The organism is Streptomyces sp. NPDC026672 (assembly GCF_040638185.1).
Lineage (GTDB): Bacteria > Actinomycetota > Actinomycetes > Streptomycetales > Streptomycetaceae > Streptomyces.
Genome location: NZ_JBEZXS010000017.1, coordinates 41,889 through 59,717 on the forward strand (window position 1 = coordinate 41,889; position 17,829 = coordinate 59,717).

General features: G+C 72.0%; 10 protein-coding genes and 1 tRNA gene. 9 read left to right on the plus strand and 2 right to left on the minus strand.

The genetic code is table 11. The annotated features are described in order from the left end of the window. Positions 1-308 precede the first annotated feature (308 nt). From AB0F77_RS20830 to AB0F77_RS20870, 9 genes are all read left to right on the plus strand, one after another. A complete protein-coding gene (locus AB0F77_RS20830; RefSeq protein ID WP_361950423.1) occupies positions 309-2,720 on the plus strand; it encodes a sodium-translocating pyrophosphatase in 2,412 nt (803 codons plus the stop codon). Positions 2,721-2,929: 209 nt separating this feature from the next. Then, positions 2,930-3,529, plus strand: a complete 600-nt coding sequence (locus AB0F77_RS20835) for a small secreted protein (RefSeq protein ID WP_361950426.1) — start codon at positions 2,930-2,932, stop codon at positions 3,527-3,529. Positions 3,530-3,580: 51 nt separating this feature from the next. Continuing rightward, the gene (locus tag AB0F77_RS20840) at positions 3,581-5,098 is read left to right on the plus strand and encodes a methyltransferase (protein WP_361950428.1); all 1,518 of its coding nucleotides are present in this window, start codon (positions 3,581-3,583) and stop codon (positions 5,096-5,098) included. Between the two features lie 519 nt (positions 5,099-5,617). Beyond that, positions 5,618-5,815: a hypothetical protein gene (locus AB0F77_RS20845; RefSeq protein ID WP_361950431.1), complete on the plus strand. Its 198-nt coding sequence runs from the start codon at positions 5,618-5,620 to the stop codon at positions 5,813-5,815. A 244-nt stretch (positions 5,816-6,059) separates the two neighbouring features. Next, complete coding sequence (gene topA / locus AB0F77_RS20850; RefSeq protein WP_361950434.1) at positions 6,060-8,891, plus strand: type I DNA topoisomerase; 2,832 nt, start codon at positions 6,060-6,062, stop codon at positions 8,889-8,891. A 204-nt stretch (positions 8,892-9,095) separates the two neighbouring features. Continuing rightward, positions 9,096-12,314 (plus strand): dTMP kinase, encoded by a 3,219-nt coding sequence (gene tmk / locus AB0F77_RS20855; RefSeq protein WP_361950437.1) that lies wholly within the window; start codon positions 9,096-9,098, stop codon positions 12,312-12,314. A gap of 292 nt (positions 12,315-12,606) precedes the next feature. After that, positions 12,607-13,812, plus strand: a complete 1,206-nt coding sequence (locus tag AB0F77_RS20860; protein WP_361950440.1) for a DNA polymerase III subunit delta' — start codon at positions 12,607-12,609, stop codon at positions 13,810-13,812. Between the two features lie 142 nt (positions 13,813-13,954). Beyond that, the gene (locus AB0F77_RS20865) at positions 13,955-15,550 is read left to right on the plus strand and encodes an alpha/beta hydrolase (RefSeq protein ID WP_361950443.1); all 1,596 of its coding nucleotides are present in this window, start codon (positions 13,955-13,957) and stop codon (positions 15,548-15,550) included. A gap of 96 nt (positions 15,551-15,646) precedes the next feature. After that, positions 15,647-15,723: transfer RNA gene (locus AB0F77_RS20870), tRNA-Thr, on the plus strand. Between the two features lie 93 nt (positions 15,724-15,816). Here the strand turns inward: AB0F77_RS20870 and AB0F77_RS20875 are convergent. Beyond that, a complete protein-coding gene (locus AB0F77_RS20875; protein WP_361950446.1) occupies positions 15,817-17,130 on the minus strand; it encodes a tyrosine-type recombinase/integrase in 1,314 nt (437 codons plus the stop codon). Next, complete coding sequence (locus AB0F77_RS20880) at positions 17,127-17,771, minus strand: hypothetical protein (RefSeq protein WP_361950449.1); 645 nt, start codon at positions 17,769-17,771, stop codon at positions 17,127-17,129. Before AB0F77_RS20880 ends, AB0F77_RS20875 begins: the two co-directional genes overlap by 4 nt. Between the last annotated feature and the right edge of the window lie 58 nt (positions 17,772-17,829).

Consider the following 17,829-nt stretch of genomic DNA (forward strand, 5'->3'; position numbering starts at 1 on the left):
CGGCGCGCTCCGCGCCACCCGCTCCACCCTCGAAGGGCCCTGCTGAGCAGGGCCCTTCGTGTTGTTCTCCCCGCGGCGCGCGGAATACGTGAAGGAATTCACGACCGAGGGCTCCGCCATTCGATCAAGCGGCAATGCGGCGTGAATGCTTTTGGGGCATTACTGCATTCGGGTTCCGTCGTGCGAGTCGATCATTTGTGGATCAGGATTCGAAGAGCAACAACGTTAACCGCACACTGTTTTGATCAGGTTCCGCTACCTAGAATCCGTCCACATCTGGAGCTCAGCCCAAGCGTCAAGGAGGACGAATGGCGGGGCTTTCTACCCCTCAGCAGTCGGGCCATCCCACAACCCTCGCAGCCGCTGTCCTGACCGACGACAACCGCGTCCTGGTGGCGGTGATCGCGGTGGTCGCGCTGGCGGCGCTCGCGCTCGCCGGGATCCTGGTGCGCCAGGTGCTCGCCGCCGGCGAGGGCACCGACAGCATGAAGAAGATCGCGGCGGCGGTCCAGGAAGGCGCGAACGCCTATCTGGCACGGCAGTTGCGCACGCTCGGAGTATTCGCCGCGGTCGTGTTCTTCCTGCTCCTGTTGCTGCCCGCGGACGACTGGAATCAGCGCATCGGCCGATCGGTGTTCTTCCTGATCGGCGCCGCTTTCTCGGCGGCCACCGGCTATATCGGCATGTGGCTCGCCGTACGCAGCAATGTCCGGGTCGCCGCGGCGGCCCGCGAAGCCACTCCGGCGGCGGGCGAACCGCAAAAGGATCTCACCGCCGTCTCGCACAAAGCCATGAAGATCGCTTTTCGCACCGGCGGCGTCGTCGGCATGTTCACGGTGGGACTCGGCCTGCTGGGCGCGTCCTGCGTGGTGCTGGTGTACGCGGCCGACGCGCCGAAGGTCCTGGAGGGCTTCGGCCTCGGGGCCGCGCTGATCGCCATGTTCATGAGGGTCGGCGGCGGCATCTTCACCAAGGCCGCCGACGTCGGCGCCGACCTGGTCGGCAAGGTCGAGCAGGGCATTCCGGAGGACGATCCGCGTAATGCCGCGACCATCGCGGACAACGTGGGCGACAACGTCGGCGACTGCGCGGGCATGGCGGCCGACCTGTTCGAGTCGTACGCCGTGACCCTGGTCGCCGCGCTGATCCTCGGCATGGCGGCCTTCGGCGACTCCGGACTCGCCTTCCCGCTGCTCGTGCCGGCGATCGGCGTGATCACCGCGATGATCGGCATCTTCGCGGTCGCCCCGCGCCACAACGACCGCAGCGGCATGACCGCGATCAACCGCGGCTTCTTCATCTCCGCGGTGATCTCGCTCGCGCTCGTCGCGATCGCGGTCTTCGTCTACCTGCCAGGGACGTACGCGGAGCTCGACGGCCTCACCGACGCGGCGATCCGGGCCAAGGACGGCGATCCGCGGATCCTGGCCCTGGTCGCGGTGGCCATCGGCATCCTGCTCGCCGCCGTGATCCAGCAGCTCACCGGCTATTTCACCGAGACCACCCGCCGTCCGGTCCGGGACATCGGCAAGACCTCGCTCACGGGTCCGGCCACCGTCGTCCTCGCCGGTGTCTCCGTGGGTCTCGAATCGGCCGTCTACACCGCGCTGCTGATCGGCCTCGGCGTCTACGGCGCGTTCCTGCTCGGCGGCACGTCGATCATGCTGGCGCTGTTCGCGGTGGCGCTGGCCGGCACCGGACTGCTCACCACGGTCGGTGTGATCGTCGCCATGGACACCTTCGGGCCGGTCTCCGACAACGCGCAGGGCATCGCCGAGATGTCCGGCGACGTCCAGGGCGCGGGCGCGCAGGTGCTCACCAACCTGGACGCGGTCGGCAACACCACCAAGGCCATCACCAAGGGCATCGCCATCGCCACCGCGGTGCTCGCGGCGTCGGCGCTCTTCGGGTCGTACCGCGACGCGATCACCACCAACGTGCGGGACGTGGGCGCCACGCTGACCGGGCCTGGCGCGCCGCTGAGCCTGTCGCTGGACATCTCGCAGCCCAACAACCTCGTCGGGCTGATCGCGGGCGCGGCGGTCGTCTTCCTCTTCTCCGGACTCGCCATCAACGCCGTGTCGCGGTCGGCGGGTTCGGTGGTGTTCGAGGTGCGGCGGCAGTTCCGCGAGCGGCCCGGGATCATGGACTACAGCGAGAAACCGGAGTACGGCAAGGTCGTCGACATCTGCACCAGGGACGCCCTGCGGGAACTCGCCACGCCCGGACTGCTCGCCGTGATGGCGCCGATCTTCATAGGGTTCACGCTCGGTGTGGGCGCGCTCGGCTCGTACCTCGCGGGCGCGATCGGCGCGGGCACGCTGATGGCGGTCTTCCTTGCCAACTCGGGCGGTGCCTGGGACAACGCGAAGAAGCTCGTCGAGGACGGCCACCACGGCGGCAAGGGCAGCGAGGCCCACGCCGCCACCGTGATCGGCGACACGGTCGGCGACCCCTTCAAGGACACCGCGGGTCCCGCGATCAACCCGCTGCTGAAGGTGATGAACCTGGTGTCGCTGCTCATCGCGCCCGCGGTCATCAAGTTCAGCTACGGCGCGGACCGGAGCGTCGGCGTACGCGTCCTGGTCGCGGTCGTCGCGTTGCTCGTGATTGTCGTCGCGGTGTACGTCTCCAAGCGTCGCGGCATCGCCGTGGACGACGAGGACGACGAGGGCGACGACCGGGTGGCCGGTCCGACCGATCCGGCGGTGGTGCCCTAACCCCTCCGCAGCACCTCGGCCCCCTCGGCGAGTCCCCAACGGACGGGCGGACGGCGCGTGTTGGCGCGCCGTCCGCCCTTTCCTTCTGCGCGTACGTCCGCATCGTGAGCCTTCTCTCGCCTGGTGCAAAAGATAAGGAAAGGTGACTTACCGGCCGATCGGGATGTGGATGGTGTGCTTCCGGCGTGTAGGGTCCCTGGGCCGAGAGCATGGAAGGGGCCGATCCGGTGAAAAAGAAGCTCGCGGCCGCACTGTCCGGCAGTGCGGTGCTGGTGCTGGCGCTGACGGGATGCAGCAGCGGCAGCGACAAGAACGACAAGCTGGACGCCTGGGCCAAGCAGGTCTGCGACGCGGTGCAGCCGCAGGCCAAGAAGATCGCGGCCGCCAACACCGCGATCCAGAACCAGACCTCGGACAACAGCGCGCCGGCCGATGTGCAGAAGACCGACGCACAGGCGTTCCAGGACATGTCCGACGCCTACAAGGCGATCGGCGCCGCCGTGAACGCGGCCGGGGCGCCCAATGTCGACAGCGGTGCGACGAAGCAGAAGAACGCCGTCACGGAGCTGAACGGCATCGCGGGACAGTACGCGTCCCTCAAGAAGCAGGTCGACGCGCTCGACACCAAGGACCAGGCCAAGTTCGCCGACGGCCTCAAGGACATCGCCACCCAGCTCGACAAGCTGAGCCGGACCGGCAACGACGCGCTGAAGACCCTGGAGGAGGGCGACGTCGGCAAGTCGATGGCCCAGCAGGCGAGCTGCAGGTCCTCGGCCTCCTCGGCGCCGGGGTCCTCGACGGCGGGCTGATCCGCGCGTCCGGGTGCGTGTGTTGTCGGTGACGGCGGACACAATGGGGGCGTGAGTGACACCAACCTGTCCCCCCTCCCGTCCGCCGACCGCCCCGACGTCGCCGCCCGGCTGCGCGACGCGCTGCTCGGCGCCTCCTTCACCGCCGACGGGCTGCTCGACCTGCTCGGCGCCCCGGCGTACGCGGCGCTGGCCCGCAGCGAGACCGTGCCCGCGCTCCGGGCGACCCGGGGCGACACGCCGCTGGAGACGCTGGTGCGGCTGTTCCTGCTCCAGCAGCCGGTGCCGCCCGCGCGTGTGGCGGGCGTGCTGCCCGTGGACGCGTGCCTCGACAGCGGCTGGCTGGTGCGCACCGGCGGGGACGAACTCGCCGCGACCGTGGACGTGCGGCCGTACGGCGGTCCGGGCGGCGAGGACTGGTTCATCGTGTCCGACCTGGGCTGCGCGGTCGGCGGCGCCGGCGGCATCGGCAGCCGTGACGAGGGTGTCGTCCTCGGTGTCGGCGGCGCGTCCACGACCCTCGCCGGGATCACCGTCCGCACACCCGTCGCCGCCGCGCTCGACCTCGGCACCGGCTCCGGCATCCAGGCCCTGCACGCGGCGCAGCACGCCACGCGCGTGACGGCGACCGACGTCAACCCGCGCGCGCTGCACATCACCGCGCTGACGCTCGCGCTGTCCGGGGCGCCCGCCGCCGACCTGCGCGAGGGCTCGCTGTTCGCACCGGTGGGGGACGAGACGTACGACCTCGTCGTCTCCAACCCGCCCTTCGTGATCTCGCCCGGCGCCCGGCTGACGTACCGCGACGGGGGGATGGGCGGGGACGATCTGTGCCGCTCGCTCGTTCAGGGGTCGGGGGAGCGGCTGAACGAGGGCGGGTTCGCGCACTTCCTCGCCAACTGGCAGCACGTGGAGGGGGAGGACTGGCAGGACAGGATCAGATCGTGGGTGCCGCGCGGGTGCGACGCGTGGGTCGTGCAGCGCGAGGTGCAGGACGTCACGCAGTACGCCGAGCTGTGGCTCAGGGACGCCGGCGACCACCGCGGGGACCCGGCCGAGTACCAGGCGCGGTACGACGCGTGGCTCGACGAGTTCGAGGCGCGCAAGGTCAGGGCGGTCGGGTTCGGCTGGATCACCCTGCGCAGGACCGGGGCCGACGAGCCCTCGATCACCGTGGAGGAGTGGCCGCACCCGATCGAGCAGCCGCTGGGCGACACGATCAGGGCGCACTTCGACCGGCTCGACTACCTGCGCTCGCACGACGACGCCGCGCTGCTCGACGGCCGCTTCCGGCTGGTCGCCGAGGTGGTCCAGGAGCAGGTGGGACTGCCCGGCGCGGAGGACCCAGAGCACGTGGTGCTGCGCCAGAACCGCGGGATGCGCCGTGCCACGCGGGTGGACACGGTGGGCGCGGGCTTCGCGGGCGTGTGTGACGGCACTCTCAGCGCGGGCCGCATCCTCGACGCGATCGCCCAGCTGATGGGCGAGGACCCGGTGATCCTCCGCGACCGCACCCCCGCGCAGATCCGCCTCCTGATCGAACAGGGCTTCCTCGAACCGGCCCGGTGAGGGATCCCGGCGACGGGGGAGCGGGGGCTCGGGGCGACGACCCCGGGCTTTCCGTGAGGGTGGGGCCGAGGATGCCACGGGCGCGGTGGTGTGTGCGGCGGGGGAGCGCCCGGCGGACCGGCGGCCCACCCCGGGCGCGTCACCGGACCGCCCGTGCGACCGCGCGGCCCATGGGACTACGGACCACGGAAAGCCCTGGTCCGGGCCCTGATCCGCAAGGATTCCGCGCCCGGGGAAGCGGTGCGCCGGCGCGGGGCCGAGGGTGCCGTCCGGGCCCGGATCGGGGCGGTGGCTGCCCCGAGGGGCGCCTCGTCCGGGCCGGTCGGTCGGTCCGGTTGCCCGGGCGGTGTGGGAAAACGGCCGGAAAAATCTCTCGCGGGGTCTTGGGGCGGGGTTCGGCCGGTGTCCGTGAAGGGGCGGCGGGTCCTCGTTCACCTCGGGTTCGTCCGTTCGCCAGCCGCGCGTGCCAGTCTCGTCCCGCTGGATGACGAGGGCGGCCGGAAAGGGGCGCGGACGGCGATGGAGAGCGGACCGGCGATCTTCGCGGGAGTGGTGTTCGCCCTGTTCGGGGGCGCCCTGCTGGTGTGGACCGGCGTCCGGGTCCGCCGCGGTGAACCCGTCGCCGTGGGTGTGAACCCGGTCGCATCGGCGACCCTCGCGGGCCTGGCCGCGGTGATCTCCCTCGGCCTCGGAACGTACTGCCTCACCCGCATCTGACGACCCCCGCGTGATGATCCGCGCGTAATGGGACCGTCACCCTCCGGACATGGAGGCGTGGACTGCCGGGCACTCCGGGCGGCAGGAATGGCGGTAGTCGGGTTACCGTTCGAGTGGCCGTTGCGGGCTTTTCCCGTTTGACACGGGGGCGGGATGTACCGTCACACTCCGCAGCGTCACCACCACCCGACCCCGGGACCAGCGGCCTGGGGAGGCCAAGCGTCGACCGGAGAGAAGAGCGAAGTTGTCCCCGACCAGCGAGACCGCACAGGGCGGCCGCCGACTCGTCATCGTCGAGTCGCCTGCCAAGGCGAAGACGATCAAGGGCTACCTCGGCCCCGGCTACGTAGTCGAAGCGAGCGTCGGGCACATCCGCGACCTCCCCAACGGCGCCGCCGAGGTGCCGGAGAAGTACACCGGCGAGGTCCGCCGCCTCGGTGTGGACGTGGAGCACGACTTCCAGCCCATCTACGTGGTCAACGCCGACAAGCGGGCCCAGGTCAAGAAGCTCAAGGATCTGCTGCGCGACTCCGACGAGCTCTTCCTCGCGACCGACGAGGACCGCGAGGGCGAGGCCATCGCGTGGCACCTCCTCGAAGTGCTCAAGCCCAAGGTCCCGGTCAAGCGGATGGTCTTCCACGAGATCACCAAGGACGCGATCCGCGCCGCCGTCGCCAACCCGCGCGACCTCAACCAGCGCATGGTCGACGCCCAGGAGACCCGCCGCATCCTCGACCGCCTCTACGGCTACGAGGTCTCGCCGGTCCTGTGGAAGAAGGTCATGCCGCGGCTGTCGGCCGGCCGCGTCCAGTCCGTAGCCACCCGGCTCGTCGTCGAGCGGGAGCGCGAGCGCATCGCCTTCCGTTCCGCCGAGTACTGGGACCTGACGGGCACCTTCGGCACCGGCCGCGCCGGGGACCCGTCCGACCCGTCGACGCTGGTCGCCCGACTCCAGAGCGTCGACGGCCGGCGCGTGGCCCAGGGCCGCGACTTCGACTCCCTCGGGCAGCTCAAGACCGCGAACACCCTCCACCTCGACGAGGCGAACGCCCGCGCCCTGGTCGTCGCCCTGGAGCACACCGCCTTCTCGGTCCGGTCGGTCGAGTCGAAGCCGTACCGCCGCTCGCCGTACGCCCCGTTCCGTACGACGACGCTCCAGCAGGAGGCGAGCCGCAAGCTCGGCTTCGGCGCGAAGGCCACGATGCAGGTCGCGCAGAAGCTGTACGAGAACGGCTACATCACGTACATGCGTACGGACTCCACGACGCTGAGCGACACCGCGGTCACGGCCGCCCGTGCCCAGGTCACGCAGCTGTACGGCGCCGACTACCTGCCCTCGGCGCCGCGTACGTACGCCGGCAAGGTCAAGAACGCGCAGGAGGCGCACGAGGCGATCCGCCCCTCGGGTGATCGTTTCCGCACGCCCGCCGAGACCGGACTGACCGGCGACCAGTTCAGGCTGTACGAGCTGATCTGGAAGCGGACCGTCGCCTCCCAGATGAAGGACGCGACCGGCAACAGCGTCACCGTGAAGATCGGTGGTACCGCCGCCGACGGCCGGGACGTCGAGTTCAGCGCGTCCGGCAAGACGATCACCTTCCACGGCTTCCTGAAGGCCTACGTCGAAGGTGCCGACGACCCGAACGCCGAGCTGGACGACCGCGAGCGCAGGCTGCCGCAGGTCGCCGAGGGCGACGCGCTGTCCGCCGAGGAGATCACGGCGGACGGGCACTCCACCAAGCCCCCGGCCCGCTACACCGAGGCGTCGCTGGTCAAGGAGCTGGAAGAGCGCGAGATCGGCCGCCCCTCGACGTACGCGTCGATCATCGGCACGATCCTCGACCGCGGCTACGTCTTCAAGAAGGGCACGGCGCTCGTCCCGTCCTTCCTGTCCTTCGCGGTCGTCAACCTCCTGGAGAAGCACTTCGGACGGCTCGTCGACTACGACTTCACCGCCCGCATGGAGGACGACCTCGACCGCATCGCGCGCGGCGAGGCGCAGGCGGTGCCGTGGCTGAAGCGGTTCTACTTCGGCGAGGGCACGGTCACCGGCGCCGCCGCCGACGCGGGCAACGGCGACGGGGACCACCTCGGCGGCCTCAAGGAACTGGTCACCGACCTGGGCGCGATCGACGCGCGCGAGGTGTCCTCGTTCCCGGTGGGCAACGACATCGTGCTGCGGGTCGGCCGCTACGGCCCGTACATCGAGCGCGGCGAGAAGGACACCGAGCAGCACCAGCGCGCGGACATCCCCGACGACCTGGCGCCCGACGAGCTGTCCGTCGAGCTCGCGGAGGAACTGCTCGCCAAGCCGAGCGGCGACTTCGAGCTGGGCGCGGACCCGGAGAGCGGCCACCAGATCATCGCCAGGGACGGCCGCTACGGGCCGTACGTCACGGAGGTGCTCCCCGAGGGCACCCCGAAGACCGGCAAGAACGCGGTCAAGCCGCGCACCGCCTCGCTGTTCAAGTCGATGTCGCTGGACACGGTGACCCTGGCGGACGCCCTCCGGCTGATGTCCCTGCCGCGCACCGTCGGCACGGACGCGGACGGTGTCGAGATCACCGCCCAGAACGGGCGCTACGGGCCGTACCTGAAGAAGGGCACGGACTCGCGCTCGCTCCAGGCCGAGGACCAGATCTTCACGATCACGCTGGAGGAGGCGCAGGCGATCTACGCCCAGCCCAAGCAGCGTGGCCGCGCCGCCGCCAAGCCGCCGCTGAAGGAGCTGGGCGAGGACCCGGTCAGCGGGAAGCCGGTCGTCGTCAAGGACGGCCGCTTCGGGCCGTACGTCACGGACGGCGAGACCAACGCGACCCTGCGCTCCGGCGACAGCGTCGAGGAGATCACCCCGGAGCGCGGCTTCGAACTGCTCGCCGAGAAGCGCGCCAAGGCGCCCGCCAAGAAGACGGCGAAGAAGGCCCCCGCGAAGAAGGCGGCCCCGGCCAAGAAGGCCGCCGCCGCGAAGAAGACCGCGGCGAAGAAGACGACCACGGCCGCCAGGACGACGGCCAAGAAGACCGCCACGACCGCCGCGAAGAAGGCGACGGCCGCGAAGGCGTCCTCGGAGGAGTAACCCTTCGGGGACCCCCTGTTCGACGAGCGCACGTTCGAGGAGCGTGGTCGAGGGTGTGCGTTCGAGCCATCCTGTGACCGAGGACGCAAACTGTGGTCGCGAAGTGTTCGCAAAACGAACGCCCCGGCATCACTTCGGTGTCGGGGCGTGCGCACGTTCGGACGGCTGCGTCGGGCTGTCGGCGGCTGCCGATAGGCTGAACGCATGACGCGAGCCGAGCAGCCGACGGCCCACACCGACGGCCCCGACGACGCCCTCGTGGCGGACTCCCGAGAGCGCGCGGTGCGCGCACTGCTGCGCCATCCGCAGCTCAAGCGGTTGTGGAGCGCCCAGCTCGTGACCGGCATCGGGGACACCCTCGCCCTCCTGGTCCTGGTCGTCCTCGCCCTCCAGGCCGCGATCGCCGAAGGTTCCTTCGGCGGCGGCTACCGGGGCGTGGCGTTCGCGGTGGCGACCGTCTTCGGGGCGCGCATTCTCGCCACATTGCTCTTCGGCGCCGTACTCCTCGGCCCGCTCACCTCGCTGACCGGCCCGGAGGGCCCGCTCGACCGCCGCTGGACGATGGTCGGCGCCGACGGACTGCGCGCCGTGCTGCTGATCGTCGCGCCCCTGTGGATCGACTGGATGCCGCAGAACGCGCTGGCCGCCCTCCTCGTCACGGTGTTCGTCACCGGCGTCGCCGAGCGCTTCTGGGCCGTGTGCCGGGAGAGCGCGGCCCCCGCGCTGCTGCCCGGCCCGCCCCCGGAGGGCGCGACGGTACGGCCGCTGCCCGACCACATGGACGCCCTGCGCCGCCTCACGCTGCGCACCACCTTCGCGGCGATCCCCGTCGCCGCCGCCGCGCTCCTGGTCGCCTCGCTGATCAACAACCTGCTCGGCACCGGGATCGCCTGGTTCGACCAGCACCAGGCGGCCCTCGGGTCGTACGTGGCGGCCGGTCTGTTCGCCGCCTCCCTGTCCGTGCTGACCGCACTGGAACTGCCCGGCACCCGCACCCCGCGCGCGCGGTCCCCGCTGGAGGGGCTGCGCCGTCCCCGCACCGGTGAGGGCCCCGACAAGGGCCGCACCGGCGCCGTCCCGCTGCTCGTCCTCGCCTGCTCCGCGGTCGCCGGCGCGATCGCCGCAGCCGTCTCCGTCTCCGTGCTGCACGCCACCGACCTCGGCGGCGGCCCGGTGACGTACGCCCTGCTGGTGCTCGTCCTGACCGGCGGAGTCGTCGTCGGCATCCGTACGGCACCCGCCGTGCTGCCCTCGCTCTCCCGCCGCCGGCTGCTCGCGCTGGCGATCGCCTTCACCGGGATCGCGCTGCTCGCCGCCGGGCTCGTCCCCGACGGCACCACCGTGCTGCTGATCCTCGCGCTGGCCGGAGTCTGCGCGGGCATCGCCGCCAACACCGGGCACACGCTGCTCGACCAGGAGGCCGAGGACTACCGCACCGCGCGCACCACCGAGCACCTGCACGCGGTCGTCCGGGTGTTCGTCGCGCTCGGCGCCCTGATCGCGCCCGTCGTGGCGGCGCTCATCGGGCCGCACCGGATGGAGAACGGCAAGTTCGTCTTCGAGCACGGCGGCGCAGCCTTCACGCTGATGCTCGTCGGCGCGCTGCTGCTGCCGGTGGCCGCGCTGGTGCTGGCCAAGGCCGACGACCGCTCGGGTGTTCCGCTGCGACACGACCTGCGGGACGCGCTGCTCGGCGGCGACGACCCGGCGCAGACGCCCGCGACCAGCGGCTTCTTCATCGCCCTCGAGGGCGGCGACGGCGCCGGCAAGTCCACCCAGGCCGAGGCCGTCGCCGAGTGGATCCGCGCCAAGGGCCACGAGGTCGTCCTCACCCGCGAGCCGGGGGCCACGCCGGTGGGCAAGCGGTTGCGCTCGATCCTGCTGGACGTGTCGTCGGCCGGACTGTCCCACCGCGCGGAGGCACTGCTGTACGCCGCCGACCGCGCCGAGCACGTCGACACCGTCGTACGGCCCGCACTGGAGCGGGGCGCGATCGTCGTCTCCGACCGGTACATCGACTCGTCGGTCGCCTACCAGGGCGCCGGCCGCGATCTGTCCCCGACCGAGATCGCCCGCATCAACCGCTGGGCCACCGCGGGGCTCGTACCGCACCTGACCGTCCTGCTTGACGTCTCCCCGGAGACCGCCCGCGAGCGGTTCACCGAGGCCCCGGACCGGCTGGAGTCGGAGCCCGCCGAGTTCCACGCGCGGGTGCGGGCCGGTTTCCTCACGCTCGCCGCCGCCGACCCCGGCCGCTACCTGGTCGTGGACGCGGGCCAGGAGCCCGAGGCCGTCACCACGGTCATCCGGCACCGGCTCGACACCGTGCTGCCGCTCTCCGAGGCCGAGATCCAGGCCCGTGAGGAGGCGCGCCGCAAGGCCGAGGAGGAGGCCCGCCGCAAGGCGGAGGAAGAGGCCGCCCGCAAGGCCGAGGAGGAGCGCCTGGAGCGCGAGCGCCAGGAGCAGCTCGCCAAGCTGCGCGCCGAGGAGGAGGAGCGCAAGCGGCGCGAGCTGGAGGAGGCGCAGCGCCGCGAGGCCGAACGGCAGGCGGAGGAGGCCCGGCAGCGGGCCGAGGACGCGCGCCGGCGGGCCGAGGAGGAGCGGGCCCGGCTCCTCGCCGAGGAGGAGGCACGCGCCGCCGAGGAGGCTCGCCGCAGGGCCGAGGAGGAGGAACGGCGCCGACAGGCGGAGGAAGAGGCCAGGCTGCGCGCCGAGGCCGAGGAACGGCGGCTGGAGAAGCAGCGGAAGGCCGAGGAGGCGCTGCTGCGGGCCGAGGAGGCCAGGCGGCAGGCGGCGGAGGCAGCGGCCGCGGCCGACGCGGCCGCCCGCCAGCCGTCGGCCCCGCAGCCCACGGCCCCTCAGCCCACCTCTCCGCAGCACTCGACTCCGCGGCCCCCCGCGTCGGGTCCCGCTCCCGACACGACGACGACGGTTCCGACGCCCATGGTGAAGCCCGATGCCGCCCCGCGCGGGAGCGACGAGACGGCGGTCCTGCGGCCGGTGCGCGACACGGACCGGCCGACGCCGGACTCCGCGTCCGAGGTCACCACGGAGCTGCCCCAGCCGCCGGCGCAGAGCGCCTCCGAGGAGACGGCGGTGCTGCCGCCGGTGCCGGGTGCGGCGGACGAGACGGCCGTGCTGCCTCCCGTACGGGACGACGCCCCGGCTGACCGGGTTCCCCAGGGCTTCTTCCGCGACCCGCGCGCGGCGACGCCGGACGGCACGGAGGACCGGACCCGTGAGCTGCCCCAGCTCGACGACGACGGCACGCCCCGCCGCAGGCCCCGCCCCGACTGGGCCGAGGAGACCCCTCTCGACGACCTTCCGACCCTCGCGGACGAACTCCTGGGCTCCTACGACGAGGACGCCCGCGACGACGACCCGAACCGCTGGGGGAGAGGCGGCCGGGGACGCCGGGGCTGAGCCGGGGGCCGGGGCCCAGGGGGCGGCCGGCCGCACGGGCGGTGGGACGAGGTGTCCTACCGGAGCCGCCGACGGACTCCACGCCGTCGGCGACCGTGCCCCGTCGACAGCTTTACGCCGGCGGCGATCGCACCCCGGCGGCGGTCGCGTCCATCGGTGGTCTCATGCTGTTGACGGCCTCACCCCGTCGGGTAAGCGTGCCGCCCGTCGCCCCCGTTGTCAGTGGGGGTCCGCACAATGGGTGGGGGGCGTGGGGCCGGACGTGGTGTGTGAGCGAAAGGTGGTGTGAGTCATGACCGTGTGGGACGACCTCGTCGGGCAGGAGCGGGTGAGCGAGCAGCTCGCCGCGGCCGCCCGGGACGCCGACGCGCTCGTCACCGCCGCCGCGGCCGACACCCCGCCGCCGCAGGCGTCGAAGATGACGCACGCGTGGCTGTTCACGGGCCCGCCCGGCGCGGGCCGCAACCAGACGGCGCGCGCCTTCGCCGCCGCCCTCCAGTGCGTCAGCCCCGACCGCGCCCTCGGCGGCGCCCCCGGCTGCGGCTTCTGCGACGGCTGCCACACGGCACTGATCGGCACCCACGCGGACGTCACCCCGGTCGCCGCCGTCGGCACCGAGATCCTGGTCAAGGACATGCGCGACACCGTCCGCAAGTCCTTCACCGCGCCGGCCGCGGGCCGCTGGCAGATCATCCTCGTCGAGGACGCCGAGCGCCTGAACGAGAAGTCCGCCAACGCCGTCCTCAAGGCCGTCGAGGAACCCGCGCCCCGCACGGTCTGGCTGCTGTGCGCGCCCTCCCTGGAGGACGTGCTGCCCACCATCCGCTCCCGCTGCCGCCACCTCAACCTGAGCACCCCGTCGGTCGCCGCCGTCGCCGACATGCTCGTCCGGCGTGAGGGTGTCGAACCAGGCCTCGCCGAGGCCGCGGCCCGCGCCACCCAGGGCCACGTCGACCGCGCCCGCCGCCTCGCCACCGACCCGGCCGCCCGCGAGCGCCGCGCCTCCGTGCTGAAGCTCCCGCTGCGCCTCGACGACATCGGCGGCTGCCTCAAGGCCGCCCAGCAGCTCGTCGACGCCGCCGCCGAGGACGCCAAGCAGCTCGCCGAGGAGATGGACGGCAAGGAGACCGAGGAGCTGAAGGCGGCGCTCGGCGCGGTCCAGGGCGGCAGGCTGCCGCGCGGCACGGCGGGCGTCATCAAGGACCTGGAGGACATGCAGAAGCGCCGCAGGACCCGGACGCAGCGCGACAGCCTCGACGTGGCCCTCGGCGACCTCACCGGCTTCTACCGCGACGTCCTCGCCCTCCAGCTCGGCTCCCGCGTGGCGATCGCCAACGCCGACGCCGAGGACGCCCTGGACCGGCTGGCCCGGGGCTCGTCCCCCGAGTCCACGCTGCGCCGCATCGAGGCGATCGCCGCGTGCCGCGAGGCCCTAGACCGCAATGTGGCGCCCCTGCTCGCGGTGGAGGCGATGACCATGTCCCTGCGGGCGGGCTGAGGTCCGGGCCATGTCGCCGCCGGGGGCCCCGCGGGCCCGATGGACGAGGGTGACGGATCGACCACGGTTGACGAGGTCATCCGTACGGGCCGCCGCGCCCACACTTCGCATTCGTCACGTCGCGCAACGTTACGCTCGAACGATGCACCTCAGGCGAAGCCCCCGCCGGTCCCGAACCACCGCCCGCACCCTGGCCACCGCCCTCACGGCCGCCACCCTGCTCCTCTCCGCCTGTTCCTCCGGCGGCTCGTCGACGTCGGCCACCGCGGCGGAGGAGGCGGCGCTTGCGGCGCTGCCCCGTTCGACGCCCTCCGGGCTCGCGCCGTACTACGACCAGAAGCTCACCTGGCGCGACTGCGGCGCCCCCGGCTTCCAGTGCGCCACCATGAAGGCCCCGCTGGACTACGCGAACCCGGGCTCCGGCGACGTGAAGCTCGCCGTGGCCCGCAAGAAGGCGACAGCGGCCGGGAAGGGCGAACCGCTGGGCTCGCTCCTCGTGAACCCCGGCGGACCGGGCGGCTCGGCGATCGACTACCTCCAGCAGTACGCGGGCGTCGGATATCCGGCCGAGGTCCGCGCCCACTACGACATGGTCGCCATGGACCCGCGCGGTGTGGCCCGCAGCGAGCCCGTCGCGTGCCTGGACGGGCGCCGGATGGACACGTTCACACAGACGGACGTCACCCCGGACGACCACAAGGAGACGGACGCGCTGGTCGGGGCGTACCGGACGTTCGCGGAAGGCTGCGGCGCCCGTTCGGCGCGGCTGCTGCGCCATGTCTCGACCGTCGAGGCGGCCCGCGACATGGACGTGCTGCGCGCGGTGCTCGGCGACCGCAGGCTGAACTACGTGGGCGCGTCGTACGGGACGTTCCTCGGGGCGACGTACGCCGGGCTGTTCCCGGACCGGGCGGGCCGGCTCGTCCTGGACGGCGCGATCGACCCCTCGCTGTCCGCGCGCCGGCTGAACCTGGACCAGACGGCGGGCTTCGAGACGGCGTTCCAGGCGTTCGCCCGGGACTGCGCACGGCAGGCCGACTGTCCCCTCGGCGGCAAGGGAGCCACACCCGCGCAGGTCGCCGACCGGCTGAAGGCGTTCTTCCGCAAGCTCGACGCGCACCCCGTCCCGGGCGGCGACGCCGACGGCCGCGAGCTCGGCGAGTCCCTGGCCGCGACCGGGGTGATCGCGGCGATGTACGACGAGGCGACCTGGCCCCAGCTGCGCGAGGCCCTGACCTCGGCGATCGAGAAGAACGACGGCGCAGGGCTGCTCGCCCTGTCCGACAGCTACTACGAGCGTGACGCCGGCGGCCACTACTCCAACCTGATGTCCGCCAACGCCGCCGTGAACTGCCTCGACCTGCCGCCCGCCTTCAGCACCCCCGACCAGGTCGAGAAGGTCCTGCCCGAGTTCGAGAAGGCGTCCCCGGTGTTCGGCCCCGGCCTCGCCTGGGCCTCCCTGAACTGCGCGCACTGGCCGGTGCGGGCCACGGGCGAACCCCACCGCATCGAGGCGAAGGGGGCGGCTCCGATCGTGGTGGTCGGCACGACCCGGGACCCGGCGACGCCGTACCGCTGGGCCCAGGCCCTGTCCCGCCAGCTCTCCTCGGCCCGCCTGCTCACCTACGTCGGCGACGGCCACACCGCCTACGGCCGGGGCAGCGCGTGCATCGACTCCGCGATCAACGCCTACCTGCTGAAGGGCACGCCCCCGACGGACGGAAAACGCTGCTCGTAGCGGGTCCCGAGGGGCGCCCGGGGGTGTGGTCGGAGCACCCTCCGAAACTGTGTAGACTTACCGACGTTGCTGATCGCACCATAGTGCGGACGGCGCGCCGCCTTAGCTCAGATGGCCAGAGCAACGCACTCGTAATGCGTAGGTCTCGGGTTCGAATCCCGAAGGCGGCTCCACCTCTGACCAGCGGTTTCCCTCGGGAAGCCGCTGAGCTGTTTCCGGCCTAGTTGCAGCGCCAGTTGCCATTGCCACAAACAGCAGTACAGAGTTCAGCCCCACAGCGCGTCCCCCATCCGCTTCGCCGCGTCGTTCGCGAGGACCGACGCCACGTGCGTGTAGCGGGTCATCATCCGCATGGAGCTGTGGCCGAGAATCTCCATCACCACGCGAGGGCTCACCCCTGCCTCGATCAGCAGCGTGCCTGCCGTGTGCCGGTTGTCGTGCACCCGCGCGTCCCGCAGGCCGGCCGCTTCGAGGATGTCCTTGAACTCCTCCCAGTCCATCCGCGGATCGATCGGCTTCCCGTTCGGCTGGCAGAAGACAAGGTCGTTCTCCTCCCACAGCTCCCCGGCCGCCAGGCGCTCGCGCAGCTGCTCCTTGCGGTGCGCCTTCAGGAGCGGCACCAACGGGGGAGGGATGGGCCCGAGGCGTTTGTTCTTCCCCTTCGGCTCCCGGAACACCAGGCCGCCGCCCGTCCGCTCCGGGCACGCCTTCGCGTGGTCCGTGCAGTCCTTCGGGCACGGCTTCGGGCAGCCCCGCTTGTAGTTCTTGTGGGCCGCGCAGTTCTTCCGGCACGCCTTCCGGTGGTGCTTCGCTCCGCAGACGTGGGGGTCCTCGCAGCCGTGCTGCCACGTCAGCCGCTGGAGCTGCCACCAGATCTTGGCCACGCCCCTGTCCAGGTCGACGTACTTCCAGCGCAGTCCGAGCGCTTCGCCCTGCCGTAGCCCGAGGGCCAGCGCGACCGACCAGCGGGCGCCGTTGCGGCGTTCGGCGGCCTCCGCGAGGAGCGCGCGGGCCTCGGTCTGGTCGAAGGGCTCGATCTCCTCCTCAGCGGCCTGCGGTGGCTCAACGAGGGTGGCGACGTTCCGCGCCACCATGTCCCGCTGCATGGCCACCTTCAGCGCGCGGGCGACGATCCGATGCGTCTTCAGCACGGTGCCCGAGGCGAGCCCCTGCCTGATCATGTTCAGGTACAGGGCATCGAGGTGGTCGGCGGCGAGCTTGTCGACGCGGTGCTTCCCGATGCCGGGGAACAGATAGAGGCGGCACTTCGACCGGTAGTCGTCCAGGGTTCGCGGGCTCATCGTCCCGTCGGCCACTTTCCGCGCGCAGGCCGTGTCCATCCACGTCGTGAGCCACTGCTCGATCGTCGGCGGGCGGCCGGCCTTCTTCGTCTTGCCCGCGTCCCGCTCGCGCTCCAGCTGACGCACCTTCGCCCGTACGACGGCCTCGTCCGCGCCCATGCGGTGGCGTCGGTCCGGGGCGCCGTTCGGCTTGGTGCCGACCGTGACCCAGCCGTGCCACCTCCCGTCGGCCTCGGAGAAGTACACCGAGGACTCACCGTTGCCCCGCCGGCCGCTCACCCCGCTCGCCCCGTTCGTGCGGGTGGCAGGATGCTGCGCTTCCGGGCCTCATAGATCCACCGGTGCACGGTGCGTACGGGCGTCCCTGACAGGTCGGCGATGGCAGGCGCGGGAGCCTGGTTGGCGTCGGAGAAGTGGCGGTACGCCTCGGCCACGTCCTTCAGGAAGTCGTCGGTGATCCTTCCCTGCGGCGGCTTGATCTGCGGGAGGCGGCCCTCCTCTTCATCGACCACCATGCCGCTCGGCATGGGGTTGAAGTGCATGGGCGCGAGGGCTTCGGTGGTGCTGAAGAAGTCGTCCAGTGAATCGAGGGAGGGCGGGGCGGCGTCCGGCACGCCGCCAAGGAACGCCGTGCGCGCGTCGTTGAAGTTGCCCTTCAGGCCCGGCGGCATATTGAACAGGGCGACCGTGAGTGCCCGCTCGATTTCGGCGAAGGGGACGCGGCGCCACACTCGTCCGCTCAGTGCCTCGCCGGCGCCCGAGCGCATGACGACCGCCTGCAAGTCGAGACGCTCCTGCCCTTTGCTGCCGACCGCCTCGTAGTGCAGGTATACCGAAGGCCCCTGCCCGGACACCTCGCGTAGCCGCAGCCAGCCCCACGGGCGCACCTCGATGCCCCACTGGTCGATTTGGAAGGTCATGGCGCGAGCATCCCACCAGCGTCACACGATGAGCAAGTGACACCACGCACGTGAGTAA

Coding starts and splice junctions, on each gene's coding strand:
- AB0F77_RS20830 (WP_361950423.1), top strand. CDS start 309: ATGGCGGGGCTTTCTACCCCTCAGCAGTCGGGCCATCCCACAACCCTC.
- AB0F77_RS20835 (WP_361950426.1), top strand. CDS start 2,930: ATGGAAGGGGCCGATCCGGTGAAAAAGAAGCTCGCGGCCGCACTGTCC.
- AB0F77_RS20845 (WP_361950431.1), top strand. CDS start 5,618: ATGGAGAGCGGACCGGCGATCTTCGCGGGAGTGGTGTTCGCCCTGTTC.
- tmk (WP_361950437.1), top strand. CDS start 9,096: ATGACGCGAGCCGAGCAGCCGACGGCCCACACCGACGGCCCCGACGAC.
- AB0F77_RS20860 (WP_361950440.1), top strand. CDS start 12,607: ATGACCGTGTGGGACGACCTCGTCGGGCAGGAGCGGGTGAGCGAGCAG.
- AB0F77_RS20865 (WP_361950443.1), top strand. CDS start 13,955: ATGCACCTCAGGCGAAGCCCCCGCCGGTCCCGAACCACCGCCCGCACC.
- AB0F77_RS20880 (WP_361950449.1), bottom strand. CDS start 17,771: ATGACCTTCCAAATCGACCAGTGGGGCATCGAGGTGCGCCCGTGGGGC.